Genomic DNA, 13,669 nt, shown 5'->3' on the forward strand with positions numbered 1-13,669 from the left:
GCGGGGCTGTGCGGGCGGAAAAAAAACCGGGGCCTCGGGTTGAGGCGCCGGGTTTTTGCGGGAAAGCAGGGCGGGACGGCCGGGCTGGCCAGTGGCAGTTTACGGAGACGCTCGGGTGGCCATCTGCGGGGCGCCGCGCAGGGGCGCAGCCCGGCTGTGAGGTGCTCTACTGCGTGATACCCGGCACCGGCGGCAAGCCCTGGATCTGCATGCCCGGCTTGATGCCCTTCGCCGTGAACCAGCCCTTGGGCATTTCCAGCGCGAACACGCCGTTGTGCGTCGGGCAGTGGTTGTTGGTGGTCTCGGCCTGCATCTCGTCGATGTCGGTGATCGTGCCGTCGGCGCGTATGAACGCGATCGACAGCGGAATCAGCGTGTTCTTCATCCAGAAGCAGTGGCCCGCGTTCTCGTTGAACACGAACAGCATGCCTTCGTTCGGCCCGAGCTTCGTGCGATACATCAAGCCCTGTTCGCGATCCGCGTCATTGGCGGCGACGGCCGCGTCGATCACGAACATACCAGCGGTCAGCTTGACCCGCGGAAACTCGCCCGGCTGCTTGGCGCCCGGCGGCATCTGCTGCGCCAGGGCGGGAGCCGTGGTAGCGGCGAACGACAGCGCCGCGAGCGGCAGTGCAACGGCAACGGCGAAACGCGCCACCGACGAGCGGATGGAAAATCGCACGACAAGACTCCTTGCTGAAATCGACCCGCGCATGTTACGCGAGCGTGTCAAAAACAAAAAGGCAGATCGCCTTGCGGTGATCTGCCTTACAACGCCGTAAGAACGGCAATGAAGCTAGTTCTTTACTGCGTTTTTACAAGCAACTTACTCCGAAGCTGCCGAAGCTGCAGCAGCTGCTGCTGCCTTCTTGTGCGACTTCTTGTGAGCGTGCTTGGTGGTCTTCTTTGCCGACGAGGCTGCTGCCGGAGCTGCCGAAGCTGCTTCCGGTGCCGATGCTTGTGCGAATGCTGCCGTTGCGAAGAGGCCAGCGACCAGAGCGGCGATCAGTTTGTTCATTTTGTGAATCCTCAGCTTGAGTTAATTAACCAAATGACCCGGCAAATGTAGAGTCATGTCGGTAAACGTGCCATCCACCTTTCGGTTGACAGCCGCATCGAACAAAATTTTTCGACGCGTCTGCTAGCGTTCGGACTTTCGTACTCGCCGCGCAAAAACGGCTTATGCAAAGGTCTTTAAGGCTGAATGCCGGATAGCTTCGGCGGCATCTGCGTCGAATAACGCGTGGACTTGTACGGCGGTTGACGTGAATTGCGCGGAAATTTTTGTCGTCATCACACGCGATCGAACTGCATCACGCAGGCTCGCGCGAGCTCATTTGTTTCACGCATTTCGGGCTTGCGTTTCACGCATTGTTTTGTGTGCTGCTACAACGAGTTAGCGTTGATTGTCACGGCCGTGAAACGTGTTTCCAGTGATCACGTGCAGCCTGATTCGCGTTCAGGCGACGCCATCCCACGGCGCGTTCGCTCGCAACTCGACGCTCTCACCCGGTTGTAGTCCGAGTGAAAAAATGTCAAGCGCACCGATGCCGACGCGCACGAGACGCAGCGTCGGAAAACCGACCGCGGCCGTCATGCGACGCACCTGACGGTTCTTGCCTTCTGTGATCGACAGTTCGATCCACGTGGTCGGGATCGCAGCGCGATAGCGGATCGGCGGCGTGCGCGTCCATAGCGAGCCAGACGGTTCGACATAGCTCGCCTGACATGGGCGTGTCACGTAGTCACCGAGATCGACGCCGCGTGCGAGCTGTTTCAACGCGGCGTCGTCGACCGCGCCTTCGACTTGCGCCCAATAGCGTTTGACGAGCTTGTGACGCGGCTCCGCGATGCGCGCCTGCAGCGCGCCGTCGTCGGTGAGCAGCAGCAGGCCTTCGCTATCCGAGTCGAGGCGGCCGGCCGGATAGACACCGGGTACCTTGACCCAGTCTGCAAGCGACGCGCGCGTCTCATGTGGCGAAAATTGACAGATGGTGCCGAACGGCTTGTTGAGGGCGAGAAGGCGCATAGGAGAGCGAGACGGCAGAGCGGTACGGCGCGATGATAATGCATAAATCGGCAGGCAGATTCTTGTATCTTATAGAGGAGCGTGGCGCGGTCGAGGGGTCGTCGATGTTGGAAAGCACGGAGCCCGCGGCGGCCGCGTCGTGCCTGGGGCGTGGGCTAGAATAGCGGCCAGGCCGCTCGCGGCGGTTCGGCATTGCGTGGCGAGCGTATCTCTTTCGCAGTCTCCCATCAGCTTTTGCACGGCTTTCACTGGAGTCCGATCATGCCGTATCAGCACATCAAGGTTCCGGCAGGTGGCGATAAGATCACCGTCAACGCCGACTTCTCGCTCAACGTTTCCGACGAACCGATCATCCCGTACATCGAAGGCGACGGCACCGGTCTGGACATCACGCCGGTCATGCTCAAGGTCGTCGATGCGGCGGTCGAAAAGGCGTACGGCGGCAAGAAGAAAATCCACTGGATGGAAATCTACGCGGGTGAGAAGGCGACCCGGGTGTACGGCCCGGACGTATGGCTGCCGGACGAAACGTTGCAGGCGGTCAAGGAATACATCGTATCGATCAAGGGGCCGCTCACCACGCCGGTCGGCGGCGGCATCCGCTCGCTGAACGTCGCGTTGCGCCAGGAACTGGACCTCTACGTGTGCCTGCGTCCGGTGCAGTATTTCAAGGGCGTGCCGTCGCCGGTGCGTGAGCCCGAGAAGACCAACATGGTGATCTTCCGCGAGAACTCGGAAGACATTTACGCGGGCATCGAATGGCCGGCCGAATCCGAACAGGCGAAGAAGATCATCAGGTTCCTGCGCGAAGAAATGGGCGTGAAGAAGATCCGCTTCCCGGATTCGTCGGGCATCGGCATCAAGCCGGTGTCGCGCGAAGGGACCGAACGTCTGGTGCGCAAGGCGATCCAGTATGCGATCGACAATGAACGCCGCTCGGTGACGCTGGTGCACAAGGGCAACATCATGAAGTACACCGAAGGCGCGTTTCGCGACTACGGCTACGCGCTCGCGCAGAAAGAGTTCAACGCGGAACTGATGGACGGCGGTCCGTGGATGAAAGTCAGGAATCCGAAGACCGGCGGCGACGTCGTCGTGAAGGACGTGATCGCCGACGCGTTCCTGCAGCAGATCCTGCTGCGCCCGGCCGAATACGACGTGATCGCCACGCTGAACCTGAACGGCGACTACATCTCCGACGCGCTCGCCGCGCAGGTTGGCGGCATCGGTATCGCGCCGGGCGCGAATATGTCGGATTCGGTTGCGATGTTCGAGGCGACTCATGGCACGGCGCCGAAATACGCGGGCAAGGACTACGTGAATCCCGGCTCGGAAATCCTGTCGGCGGAAATGATGCTGCGCCACCTGGGCTGGTTCGAGGCGGCGGATCTGATAATCAGATCGATGGAAAAATCGATCCTGCAAAAGCGCGTGACTTACGATTTTGCCCGTCTGATGGAAGGCGCGACCCAGGTGTCGTGTTCCGCATTTGGGCAAGTGATGATCGAAAATATGTAATTGATGCGCCGGGATTATCCAGTTTGCATAAAAACCCCGGCGCCAGCAAACGGCCGGGGTATTTTTATACCCTGGATTTTCGCGCGATTTTCCGGCGGGAAAATCCGCTGCAACAGAAAGCCACCGCAAAAAAGAAACCCGGCAAGAAGCCGGGTTTCAAAAAGGACGGGTAACGAACCGCCGCAGAGCCGCCTCAGGCAGGAGTCTGAATGTTCGATGCCTGTTTGCCTTTCGGGCCTTGCACGACCTCGAAGGTGACCTTCTGACCTTCCTTCAGGGTTTTGAACCCATTCATCTGGATGGCCGAGAAGTGTGCAAACAGATCCTCACCGCCCTCATCAGGCGTGATGAATCCGAAACCTTTGGCGTCGTTAAACCATTTGACCGTACCAGTTGCCATTTCCAACTTCCCCTGTAACTCATGTCACTACCACGAGCCCTCGAAAAGCCACGACTGCGCGAGGCAGTCGTCCCCTCCTCACAAGCTCACCATCGGCATTTTTTCGAAATTATGGCTTAGTGAAAAAAGTGCCAGCTTGATTGTTGGGGCTCTTTATTCGAGTGTCAAGAAAATTTTGAGACGTCGTTGTCGCGTTGCAAACAGGCCGCTTTCCAGGGTTTTTACCGCTTCCGTATGTGCGGTGGCGCAAGCGGCGTGGCTTGAAAAGTCGCATAATCGACTCACATGCTGACTGTGCCCGCGGCGCCGACGCCCAGCGCTGCGAGCGCTCGCAGCCAGTACCGGCAGGTTGTGCGATACTCGATCCGACCGCGGTGCAGCACGCACCGTGCATGACAGGATGGGGGCCGGCACCGCAATCGGCCCGTCGATAACGCGAGAGGCCGCGCCGATCATGACAGCGTCGTGACAGCCGGGCGGCAGCGAACGGGCTCATCGGCCGGGCGGCCGGGTTTTGACAGGATTGCGGGCCTGTCCTAGTTGTTTAGAATGGGTGTATGGCGATTATCCCGGACAAGCAGGACGGCACCGTACTGGAACGGCAGGAGCAGAAACTCAAGCCGCCGTCCATGTACAAGGTGGTGCTGCTGAATGACGACTTCACGCCGATGGAATTTGTCGTGATGATCGTGCAGGAATATTTCAATAAGGATCGTGAAACCGCAACGCAGGTCATGTTGAAGGTGCATCGCGAGGGCAGGGGAGTTTGTGGGGTCTATACGCGGGACATCGCGTCGACCAAAGTCGAGCAAGTCGTTACCCACGCACGGCAGGCCGGGCATCCGCTGCAGTGTGTGATGGAGGAAGCATGATTGCCCAGGAACTGGAAGTCAGCCTGCATATGGCGTTCATGGAAGCGCGCCAGGCACGGCACGAGTTCATAACGGTCGAACATCTTTTGCTCGCGCTGTTGGATAACCCGACGGCGGCAGAGGTACTGCGCGCATGCGCGGCCAATATCGAGGATCTGCGTCAGAACCTGCGCAACTTCATTCATGACAACACGCCGACCGTGCCGGGCACGGACGACGTCGACACGCAGCCCACGCTCGGTTTCCAGCGTGTGATCCAGCGCGCGATCATGCATGTGCAGTCCACCTCGAACGGCAAGAAGGAAGTGACCGGCGCGAACGTGCTGGTCGCGATCTTCGGCGAGAAGGATTCGCACGCGGTGTACTACCTGCAGCAGCAGGGCGTCACGCGTCTGGACGTGGTCAATTTCATCTCGCACGGCATCGCCAAGACGAGCAGTTCGGACGCCGCGAAAGCGAGCGACGCGAATGCCGAGTCCGACGAAGCCGCCGCGCAGAAGGAAACGCCGCTCGCCCAGTTCACGCAGAACCTGAACCAGATGGCGAAGGACGGCCGCATCGATCCGCTGATCGGGCGCGAGTCGGAAGTCGAGCGCGTGGTGCAGGTGCTGTGCCGCCGGCGCAAGAACAATCCGCTGCTGGTCGGCGAAGCCGGTGTCGGCAAGACCGCGATCGCCGAAGGGCTCGCATGGCGCATCACGCGCGGCGAAGTGCCGGATATCCTCGCGGATGCCCAGGTGTATTCGCTCGACATGGGCGCGTTGCTCGCTGGCACCAAGTACCGCGGCGACTTCGAGCAGCGTCTGAAGACGGTGCTGAAGGAACTGAAGGAGCGTCCGCACGCCATTCTGTTCATCGACGAAATCCATACGCTGATCGGCGCGGGCGCCGCGTCCGGCGGCACGCTGGATGCGTCGAACCTGCTGAAGCCGGCGCTCTCGTCGGGCACGCTGAAGTGCATCGGCGCGACCACCTTCACCGAATATCGCGGCATCTTCGAAAAGGACGCGGCGCTGTCGCGTCGTTTCCAGAAGGTCGATGTGACCGAGCCGACCGTCGAGCAGACGGTGGCGATCCTGCGCGGGCTGAAGTCGCGTTTCGAGGAGCACCACGGCGTCAAGTATTCGTCGGGTGCGCTGTCGGCGGCGGCTGAGCTGTCGGCGCGCTTCATCACCGATCGTCATTTGCCGGACAAGGCGATCGACGTGATCGACGAAGCGGGCGCGGCGCAGCGCATTCTGCCGAAGTCGAAGCAGAAGAAGACCATCGGCAAGAACGAGATCGAGGAAATCATCTCCAAGATCGCGCGCGTGCCGGCGCAAAGCGTGTCGCAAGACGATCGCAGCAAGCTGCAGACGCTCGACCGCGACCTGAAGAGCGTCGTGTTCGGCCAGGACCCGGCCATCGACGCGCTGTCGGCGGCGATCAAGATGGCGCGAGCGGGCCTCGGCAAGCTCGACAAGCCGATCGGCGCGTTCCTGTTCTCCGGTCCGACCGGTGTCGGCAAGACCGAGGTCGCGAAGCAGCTCGCGTTCACGCTCGGCATCGAGCTGATCCGCTTCGACATGTCGGAGTACATGGAGCGTCACGCGGTGAGCCGGCTGATCGGCGCGCCGCCGGGCTACGTCGGTTTCGACCAGGGTGGCCTGCTGACCGAGGCGATCACGAAGAAGCCGCACTGCGTGCTGCTGCTCGACGAAATCGAGAAGGCACATCCGGACATCTTCAACGTGCTGCTGCAGGTGATGGACCACGGCACGCTGACGGACAACAACGGCCGCAAGGCGGACTTCCGCAACGTCATCATCATCATGACGACGAACGCGGGCGCCGAGGCGATGGGCAAGGCAGTGATCGGCTTCACGAATCGCCGCGAGGCGGGCGACGAGATGGTCGACATCAAGCGCATGTTCACGCCGGAGTTCCGCAACCGTCTGGACGCGACGATCAGCTTCCGTGCGCTCGATGAGGAAATCATCATGCGCGTGGTCGACAAGTTCCTGATGCAGCTGGAAGATCAGTTGCACGAGAAGAAGGTCGATGCGCTGTTCACCGATGCGCTGCGCAAGCATCTGGCGAAGCACGGTTTCGATCCGTTGATGGGCGCGCGGCCAATGCAGCGCCTGATCCAGGACACGATCCGTCGCGCGCTCGCCGACGAGCTGCTGTTCGGCAAGCTGATGAACGGCGGCCGCGTGACGGTCGACGTCGATGCGGACGACAAGGTGCAGTTGACCTTCGACGAGCATCCGGCGCCGCGTAATCCGAATCCGGAGGCGGTGGAAGTCGAGTGATATCAGTCAGGCCGGCGTTGACTTAAGCTGGCCAGACGCCAAAAACAGAACGGCGCGGGTTTTATCCCGCGCCGTTTTTTTATGCTCTGATCTTCTGGTCGCGGCGCGCGCTTAACGCCGCAGCCGCCGCGTCGCAGCAATCGATCAATGCTTGCCGGTGCTGCCAAACCCGCCCGCGCCGCGCACGCTTTCCTCGAAGTCATCGACGATGTTGAACCTGGCCTGCACGACCGGGACGATCACCAGTTGCGCGAGGCGTTCCATCGGATTCAGCACGAACGTCGTTTCGCCGCGATTCCACGTCGAAATCATCAGTTGCCCCTGATAGTCGGAATCGATCAGGCCGACCAGATTGCCTAACACGATCCCATGCTTATGGCCGAGACCAGAGCGCGGCAGAATCAGCGCCGCATAACCGGGGTCGCCGACGTGGATCGCGAGTCCGGTCGGCACCAGCGCAGTTTCGCCGGGTTTCAGCGTCAGCGGTTCGTCGAGGCAGGCGCGCAGATCGAGGCCGGCGCTACCGGTCGTCGCGTAGGCGGGGAGCTGTTCGCGCATGCGCTGATCGAGAATCTTCAGGTCGAGTTTCATTCAGGTTCGAGAGTGGGGGTGGGTTTGGTGGAGGGGCACACGGCTGACCGGCAAAACCTCTGCGATCAAGCCGCCTGGTTCGAGCCGAGCTGAAATGCGTCGGCGAGCAGTTCGTAGGAGCGCAAGCGCGCGCGATAGCTGCCCGCGACGGTCAGCACCATCAGCTCGTCGGCCTGGAACTGCTGCTGCAAATCCGTGAGCCGCTCGGTCACGCGCTCAGGCGTGCCGATGATGCTGCGCGGCTTTTCGCGGTCGATCACGAGCTGTTCGCGTTCGCCATATTCCTGCGCGATGCCTTGCTCGATCGACGGAATCGGTTCGTTCAGACCATACGCCATCTGCACGCGACGTAGATCGACGGCTTTTTCGAGGTCCGCGGCTTCCTGCTCGGTATCCGCGCAGATCACGAAGACCGCGGCCGCCAGATACGGCTGCGACGCCTCGTTGCCAGGCTGGAAGCGTTCGCGATACGCCAGCGCGACTTGCTTGCCGAAATGCGCGTTGATGAAATGCGCGAACGAGAAGCGGATGCCGAGCTGCGCCGCGAGCAGACCGCCGAATTCGCTCGAGCCGAGCATCCACAGTTGCGGGCGCGTATCGATCTGCGGCTGCAGCAGCACACCCTGCGCGAGATGATCGACGGGCAGCGCGCCGTGCATGAGGCCGAGCAGCTCGGCGACCTGCTGCGGAAAAATCTCGCCGCGATTGTAAGCGCCGGCCGCGACCGCCTGCGCGGTGCGCATGTCGCCGCCCGGCGCGCGTCCGACGCCGAGATCGACGCGGTTCGGAAATAGCGCCTCGAGCATCATGAACTGCTCGGCGACTTTGAACGGGCTGTAGTACGGCAGCATGATGCCGCCCGAGCCGATGCGAATGCGTTTGGTCACGCTGCCGAGGCGCGCCAGCATCACTTCAGGGCAGGGATTCGACACGCCGCGCAGGCCGTGGTGCTCGGCGCACCAGTAGCGCGTGTAGCCGAGGTCGTCGGCAAGCTGCGCGAGTTCGATGGTCGCGGCGATCGCGTCCGCCACCGAATGGCCGGCGATCACCGGTGTTTGATCGAGCACGGAGAGTAGCGTCATGGCAGTAGTGCTCCAGATGGTTCCTGTCGGCTAGCCGGGCAAAGGCAGCAGGGCCACACGGGCCCAATGCCGCTCGCTCGTTCAGCCAACCGGACTGATGCCGGCCGGCACACGCTTCGCGATTTCCGCGATCAGCGCGCGCGCCAGCGTCTGCTTGTCGGCGCGTGGCAGCTTCGTCGCGCGGCCTGCTTCGAACAGAATCACTTCATTGTCGTCGAGCCCGAACGTTTGCGGCCCCAGATTGCCGATCAGCAGCGGCACGTTCTTGCGCGCGCGCTTTTCCTCGCCGTGGACTTCGAGATTGTCGCTTTCGGCGGCGAAGCCGACCGCGAACGGCGGCTTCGGCAGCCGGGCGACCGCCGCGAGGATGTCCGGATTTTCGACGAATGAAAAGCTCGGCAGCGTGCGCTCGGCGGTCTTCTTGATCTTCTGATCGCTCACGTGGTCGACGCGCCAGTCGGCCACCGCCGCGACGCCGATAAAGATGTCCGCTTGGGCGACCGCGCGCATCACCGCGTCGTGCATCTGCTGCGCGGTCTGCACGTCCTCGCGCAATACGCCCCACGGCGTTTCCAGCGCGACCGGACCAGCGACCAGATGCACGTCGGCGCCGGCCTGCTGCGCGGCGCGCGCGAGCGCGAAGCCCATCTTGCCGCTCGAGCGATTGGTGATGCCGCGCACCGGGTCGAGCGGTTCGAAGGTCGGCCCGGCGGTCAGGAGCACACGGCGGCCGGACAGGATCTTCGGCGCGAAGAACGACGCGATCGCCTCGTAGGTCGCGGCCGCTTCGAGCATGCGGCCGTCGCCGATTTCGCCGCAAGCCTGCGGGCCCGAATCGGGGCCGAGCACGGCGATGCCGTCCGCGCGCAATTGCGCGACGTTGCGCTGCGTGGCCGGGTTTTGCCACATCTGCCGGTTCATCGCCGGAACGACGAGCAGCGGGCAGTCGCGCGCGATGCACAGAGTCGACAGCAGATCGTCGGCCATGCCGTGCGCGAGCTTGGCGAGGAAGTCGGTCGACGCCGGCGCGATCACGATCGCATCGGCTTCGCGCGACAGATCGATGTGCGCCATGTTGTTCGGCACGCGAGCGTCCCACTGGCTCGTGTAGACCGGCCGGCCCGACAGCGCCTGCATCGTGATGGGGGTGATGAACTGGGTGGCCGCATCGGTCATGACGACCTGCACGGTCGCGCCTGCCTTGGTCAGCAGACGCGTGAGTTCGGCGATCTTGTAGCAGGCGATGCCGCCCGTCATGCCGAGGACGAGATGTTTGCCTGCGAGTTCAGCGGTTGCCAACGAAAGCCTCCGACAAAGCGTGATCGCGAGGCGGCGCGAGGGCGTTGCCCGTCGCCGTCGCCGCACGTTTCAAACCGGACGTGAGGCGCGGCTCTCGCAACCGCGGCCGTGCCTCACGTCGGCGACGTTAGCGTGTGCCGCGTACCCGCCGCAACTCGTCGATCACGAGCAGAATCGCACCGATCGTGATCGCGCTGTCGGCGAGATTGAACGCCGGCCAGTGCCAGCCGCCCACGTGGAAGTCGAGGAAGTCGATCACGTGGCCGTACGCGAGCCGGTCGATCACATTGCCGAGCGCGCCGCCGAGAATCAGCGCGAGCGCCGTGCAGAACATTTTTTGCCCGCTATGCCGCTTGAGCAGGTAGCAGATCACGAGCGCCGCGACCACGCCGAGCGCGGTGAACGCCCAGCGCTGCCAGCCGCCCGCCATCGCCAGGAAGCTGAACGCGGCGCCGCGGTTGAACACGAGAATCAGGTTGAAGAACGGCGTAACTTCGTGCGGCACACCGTAGGCGAACACTTTGCGCACCGCGATTTTCGTCAGCTGGTCGAACAGGATGACGATCAGCGCGATGCCGAGCCAAGGTGCGAGCGAGCCGCTTGCGGTGGACGTTTTCGACATGGTTCTCGCCATTATGCCGCGCTCCTCGTTTCGCCACTGCCGAACAGATTGCTGAAGCAGCGGCCGCACAGCGACGGATGCTCGGGGTTCGCGCCGACGTCCGCGCGATAGTGCCAGCAGCGTTCGCACTTCAGGTACTTCGAGGCGATCACTTCGACACCTTCGTCCGCTTCGCTATCGACCTTGACGACGGTCGCCGCCGACGTGATCAGTACGAACTTCAGGTCGTCGCCGAGGCTCGCGAGCGCGTCGTAACGCGCGCCGCTCGCGCGGATTTCGACTTCCGCCTGCAGCGACGAGCCGATCAGGTTCGCGACCCGCGCCTCTTCGAGCGCCTTGGTCACGTCGCCGCGGACCGCGCGCAGCAGCGTCCACTTGTCGAGCAGCGCGCCCGCGTCCGGCACGGCCGGATACGCGTGGTAAGTCTCGGTGAAGATCGTTTCGCTGTCCGGCTGGAACACCTTCCACGCTTCTTCCGCGGTGAACGACAGGAACGGCGCCATCACGCGCAGCAGGCCGTGCGCGATGTGGTAGAGCGCGGTCTGCGCCGAGCGGCGCGCGACCGAATCCGCCGCGGTCGTGTACAGGCGGTCCTTCAGCACGTCGAGGTAGAAGCCGCCCAGGTCTTCCGAGCAGAACGTCTGCAGCTTGGCGACGACCGGGTGGAACTCGTACTTCTCGTAGTGCGCGAGGATGTCGTTCTGCAGATTCGCCGACAGCGCCACCGCGTAACGGTCGATTTCAAGCCAGTCTTCCACCGGACGCGCGTGCTGCGCGAAGTCGAAGTCCGACAGGTTCGCGAGCAGGAAGCGCAGCGTATTGCGGATACGGCGATAGCCTTCCGTCACGCGCTTCAGGATTTCCTCGGAGATCGCGAGTTCGCCCGAGTAGTCGGTCGACGCGATCCACAGGCGGATGATTTCCGCGCCGAGGCGGTTCGCCACTTCATGCGGATCGATGCCGTTGCCGAGCGACTTGCTCATCTTGCGGCCTTCGCCGTCGACGGTGAAGCCGTGGGTGAGCAGCGCATTGTAGGGCGGGCGGCCATCGAGCATCGACGCGGTCAACAGCGACGAATGGAACCAGCCGCGATGCTGGTCCGAGCCTTCGAGGTACAGGTCGGCCGGGAACTGCAGCTCGTCCTTGTGCGAGCCGCGCAGCACGTGCCAGTGCGTGGTGCCCGAGTCGAACCACACGTCGAGCGTGTCGCGGTTCTTTTCGTACAGGTTGGCGTCGTCGCCGATCAGCTCACGCGGATCGAGCGATTGCCATGCCTCGATACCTTCCTTCTCGACACGCTGCGCGACCTGTTCGAGCAACTCCAGCGTGCGCGGATGCAGCTCGCCGGTTTCCTTGTGCACGAAGAACGCCATCGGCACGCCCCACTGGCGCTGGCGCGACAGCGTCCAGTCCGGGCGGTTCGCGATCATGCTGAAGAGGCGCTGCTTGCCCCACGACGGATAGAACGCCGTGTTCTCGATGCCTTCGAGCGCGGTCTCGCGCAGCGTCTTGTCGCCGTCGTTCGGCTTCACGTCCATGCCGGCGAACCACTGCGAAGTGGCGCGGTAGATGATCGGCGTCTTGTGGCGCCAGCAGTGCATGTAGCTGTGCGTGTACTTTTCGGTGCGCAGCAGCGCGCCGGCGCCTTGCAGCGCCTCGACGATCTGCGGATTCGCCGCCCAGATCGACAGGCCGCCGAACAGTGCGAGCGATTCGATGTAGCGGCCGTCGCCCATCACCGGGTTGATGATGTCCGAGTCGGCCATGCCGTGCGACTTGCACGACACGAAGTCTTCCACGCCGTACGCGGGCGACGAGTGCACGATGCCGGTGCCGGTTTCGGTCGTCACGTAGTCGCCGAGATAGACCGGCGCGGTGCGCTTGTAGCCCGGATGCGCGGACGCGAGCGGGTGGTTGAAGCGCAGGTTCACGAGCTTTTCGCCCGGCGTCGTCGCGATGACGTTTCCTTCGAGGCCGTACAGCTTCAGGCAGGCCTCGACGCGTTCCTCGGCGAGGATCAGCAGGCCGCGCGGCGTGTCGACGAGCGCGTAAACGATTTCCGGATGCAGGTTCAGCGCCTGGTTGGCGGGAATGGTCCACGGCGTGGTGGTCCAGATCACGATGCCGCCTTCGTTGCGCGGCAGCGCGGCAAGGCCGAACGCCTGCGCGGTCTTCTCCGGTTCGGCGAAGCTGAATAGCACGTCGATGGTCGGATCGGTCTTGTCCTTGTACTCGACTTCCGCTTCAGCGAGCGCCGAGCCGCAGTCGAAACACCAGTTGACCGGCTTCAGGCCGCGGAACACGTAGCCCTTTTCCATGATTTTCGCGAGCGCGCGGATTTCGCCGGCTTCGTTCGCGAAGTTCATCGTCTTGTACGGATTGTCCCAGTCGCCGAGCACGCCCAGGCGGCGGAAGCCGGCCTTCTGCTTCTCGATCTGCTCGGTCGCGTAGGCGCGCGCCTTCTGCATCACTTCGGCCGCCGGCAGCGACTTGCCGAACTGCTTTTCGATCTGGATTTCGATCGGCATGCCGTGGCAGTCCCAGCCCGGCACGTAGACCGCGTCGAAGCCCGCCAGATTGCGCGCCTTGACGATCATGTCCTTCAGGATCTTGTTCACCGCGTGGCCGAGGTGGATGTCGCCGTTCGCATACGGCGGCCCGTCGTGCAGGATGAACTTCGTGCGGCCCTTGGAGGCGGCGCGGATCTTGTCGTACACCTTGCGTTCCTGCCAGTCCTTGACCCATTGCGGCTCGCGCTTGGGCAGGTCGCCGCGCATCGGAAACGGCGTGTCGAGCAGGTTGACCGGGTAGCGGGACTGCGGTTTCGAATCGGCTTTCTTGTTGCTCATGATGTGGGTGGCGGTGAATTCGTTTCTATGCGTAGCGGCGCGCGGATTACGCGCTGCGCGAGGAGCGGGGCGCGCCCGGCGGGCGGCTCCGCGTGAAACCCGGATGCCCTTCG

General features: G+C 63.0%; 13 protein-coding genes. 4 read left to right on the plus strand and 9 right to left on the minus strand.

The window, feature by feature from the left end; genetic code table 11:
• Positions 1-166 precede the first annotated feature (166 nt).
• The 3 genes from G5S42_RS01555 to G5S42_RS01565 all read right to left on the minus strand — a co-directional run bounded on the left by G5S42_RS01555 (position 167) and on the right by G5S42_RS01565 (position 2,029).
• Positions 167-682: a DUF192 domain-containing protein gene (locus G5S42_RS01555; RefSeq protein WP_176105234.1), complete on the minus strand. Its 516-nt coding sequence runs from the start codon at positions 680-682 to the stop codon at positions 167-169.
• A gap of 144 nt (positions 683-826) precedes the next feature.
• Complete coding sequence (locus tag G5S42_RS01560) at positions 827-1,018, minus strand: hypothetical protein (RefSeq protein ID WP_121315523.1); 192 nt, start codon at positions 1,016-1,018, stop codon at positions 827-829.
• A gap of 441 nt (positions 1,019-1,459) precedes the next feature.
• Complete coding sequence (locus G5S42_RS01565) at positions 1,460-2,029, minus strand: pseudouridine synthase (RefSeq protein ID WP_176105235.1); 570 nt, start codon at positions 2,027-2,029, stop codon at positions 1,460-1,462.
• Between the two features lie 261 nt (positions 2,030-2,290).
• On the opposite strand from G5S42_RS01565, the gene icd reads away from it, so the two are divergent.
• Entirely contained in the window at positions 2,291-3,547 is a 1,257-nt protein-coding gene (icd, locus tag G5S42_RS01570) for an NADP-dependent isocitrate dehydrogenase (protein ID WP_176105236.1), read from the plus strand.
• Positions 3,508-3,720 (plus strand): hypothetical protein, encoded by a 213-nt coding sequence (locus G5S42_RS01575; RefSeq protein WP_176105237.1) that lies wholly within the window; start codon positions 3,508-3,510, stop codon positions 3,718-3,720. The genes icd and G5S42_RS01575 overlap by 40 nt, the downstream gene beginning before the upstream one ends.
• 20 nt (positions 3,721-3,740) lie before the next feature.
• Here G5S42_RS01575 and cspD read toward each other — a convergent pair whose 3' ends face one another.
• Positions 3,741-3,947 carry a cold shock domain-containing protein CspD gene (gene cspD / locus G5S42_RS01580; RefSeq protein WP_176105238.1) on the minus strand — a complete coding sequence of 69 codons (207 nt, stop codon included), beginning with the start codon at positions 3,945-3,947 and terminating at the stop codon, positions 3,741-3,743.
• A gap of 557 nt (positions 3,948-4,504) precedes the next feature.
• Here cspD and clpS point away from each other — a divergent pair.
• A complete protein-coding gene (gene clpS / locus G5S42_RS01585; RefSeq protein ID WP_008919570.1) occupies positions 4,505-4,819 on the plus strand; it encodes an ATP-dependent Clp protease adapter ClpS in 315 nt (104 codons plus the stop codon).
• Complete coding sequence (gene clpA / locus G5S42_RS01590) at positions 4,816-7,113, plus strand: ATP-dependent Clp protease ATP-binding subunit ClpA (protein WP_176105239.1); 2,298 nt, start codon at positions 4,816-4,818, stop codon at positions 7,111-7,113. The genes clpS and clpA overlap by 4 nt, the downstream gene beginning before the upstream one ends.
• Positions 7,114-7,257: 144 nt before the next feature.
• Here clpA and dut read toward each other — a convergent pair whose 3' ends face one another.
• The 5 genes from dut to ileS all read right to left on the minus strand — a co-directional run bounded on the left by dut (position 7,258) and on the right by ileS (position 13,556).
• Positions 7,258-7,704: a dUTP diphosphatase gene (dut, locus tag G5S42_RS01595; protein ID WP_176105240.1), complete on the minus strand. Its 447-nt coding sequence runs from the start codon at positions 7,702-7,704 to the stop codon at positions 7,258-7,260.
• A 65-nt stretch (positions 7,705-7,769) separates the two neighbouring features.
• On the minus strand, positions 7,770-8,786 hold the full coding sequence (locus G5S42_RS01600) for an LLM class flavin-dependent oxidoreductase (protein WP_176105241.1): 1,017 nt from the start codon (positions 8,784-8,786) through the stop codon (positions 7,770-7,772).
• A gap of 81 nt (positions 8,787-8,867) precedes the next feature.
• A complete protein-coding gene (coaBC, locus tag G5S42_RS01605) occupies positions 8,868-10,085 on the minus strand; it encodes a bifunctional phosphopantothenoylcysteine decarboxylase/phosphopantothenate--cysteine ligase CoaBC (protein WP_176105242.1) in 1,218 nt (405 codons plus the stop codon).
• Positions 10,086-10,212: 127 nt separating this feature from the next.
• Positions 10,213-10,719, minus strand: a complete 507-nt coding sequence (lspA, locus tag G5S42_RS01610) for a signal peptidase II (RefSeq protein WP_013090301.1) — start codon at positions 10,717-10,719, stop codon at positions 10,213-10,215.
• Complete coding sequence (gene ileS, locus G5S42_RS01615) at positions 10,719-13,556, minus strand: isoleucine--tRNA ligase (protein ID WP_176105243.1); 2,838 nt, start codon at positions 13,554-13,556, stop codon at positions 10,719-10,721. Before ileS ends, lspA begins: the two co-directional genes overlap by 1 nt.
• Positions 13,557-13,669 lie beyond the last annotated feature (113 nt).

This window comes from Paraburkholderia youngii, assembly GCF_013366925.1.
GTDB lineage: Bacteria > Pseudomonadota > Gammaproteobacteria > Burkholderiales > Burkholderiaceae > Paraburkholderia > Paraburkholderia youngii.

What these genes read in the sequence shown, in the direction of transcription:
- G5S42_RS01560 (WP_121315523.1), bottom strand. Translation starts at nt 1,018, where the DNA reads ATGAACAAACTGATCGCCGCTCTGGTCGCTGGCCTCTTCGCAACGGCA.
- G5S42_RS01565 (WP_176105235.1), bottom strand. Translation starts at nt 2,029, where the DNA reads ATGCGCCTTCTCGCCCTCAACAAGCCGTTCGGCACCATCTGTCAATTT.
- icd (WP_176105236.1), top strand. Translation starts at nt 2,291, where the DNA reads ATGCCGTATCAGCACATCAAGGTTCCGGCAGGTGGCGATAAGATCACC.
- cspD (WP_176105238.1), bottom strand. Translation starts at nt 3,947, where the DNA reads ATGGCAACTGGTACGGTCAAATGGTTTAACGACGCCAAAGGTTTCGGA.
- clpS (WP_008919570.1), top strand. Translation starts at nt 4,505, where the DNA reads ATGGCGATTATCCCGGACAAGCAGGACGGCACCGTACTGGAACGGCAG.
- clpA (WP_176105239.1), top strand. Translation starts at nt 4,816, where the DNA reads ATGATTGCCCAGGAACTGGAAGTCAGCCTGCATATGGCGTTCATGGAA.
- dut (WP_176105240.1), bottom strand. Translation starts at nt 7,704, where the DNA reads ATGAAACTCGACCTGAAGATTCTCGATCAGCGCATGCGCGAACAGCTC.
- G5S42_RS01600 (WP_176105241.1), bottom strand. Translation starts at nt 8,786, where the DNA reads ATGACGCTACTCTCCGTGCTCGATCAAACACCGGTGATCGCCGGCCAT.
- lspA (WP_013090301.1), bottom strand. Translation starts at nt 10,719, where the DNA reads ATGGCGAGAACCATGTCGAAAACGTCCACCGCAAGCGGCTCGCTCGCA.
- ileS (WP_176105243.1), bottom strand. Translation starts at nt 13,556, where the DNA reads ATGAGCAACAAGAAAGCCGATTCGAAACCGCAGTCCCGCTACCCGGTC.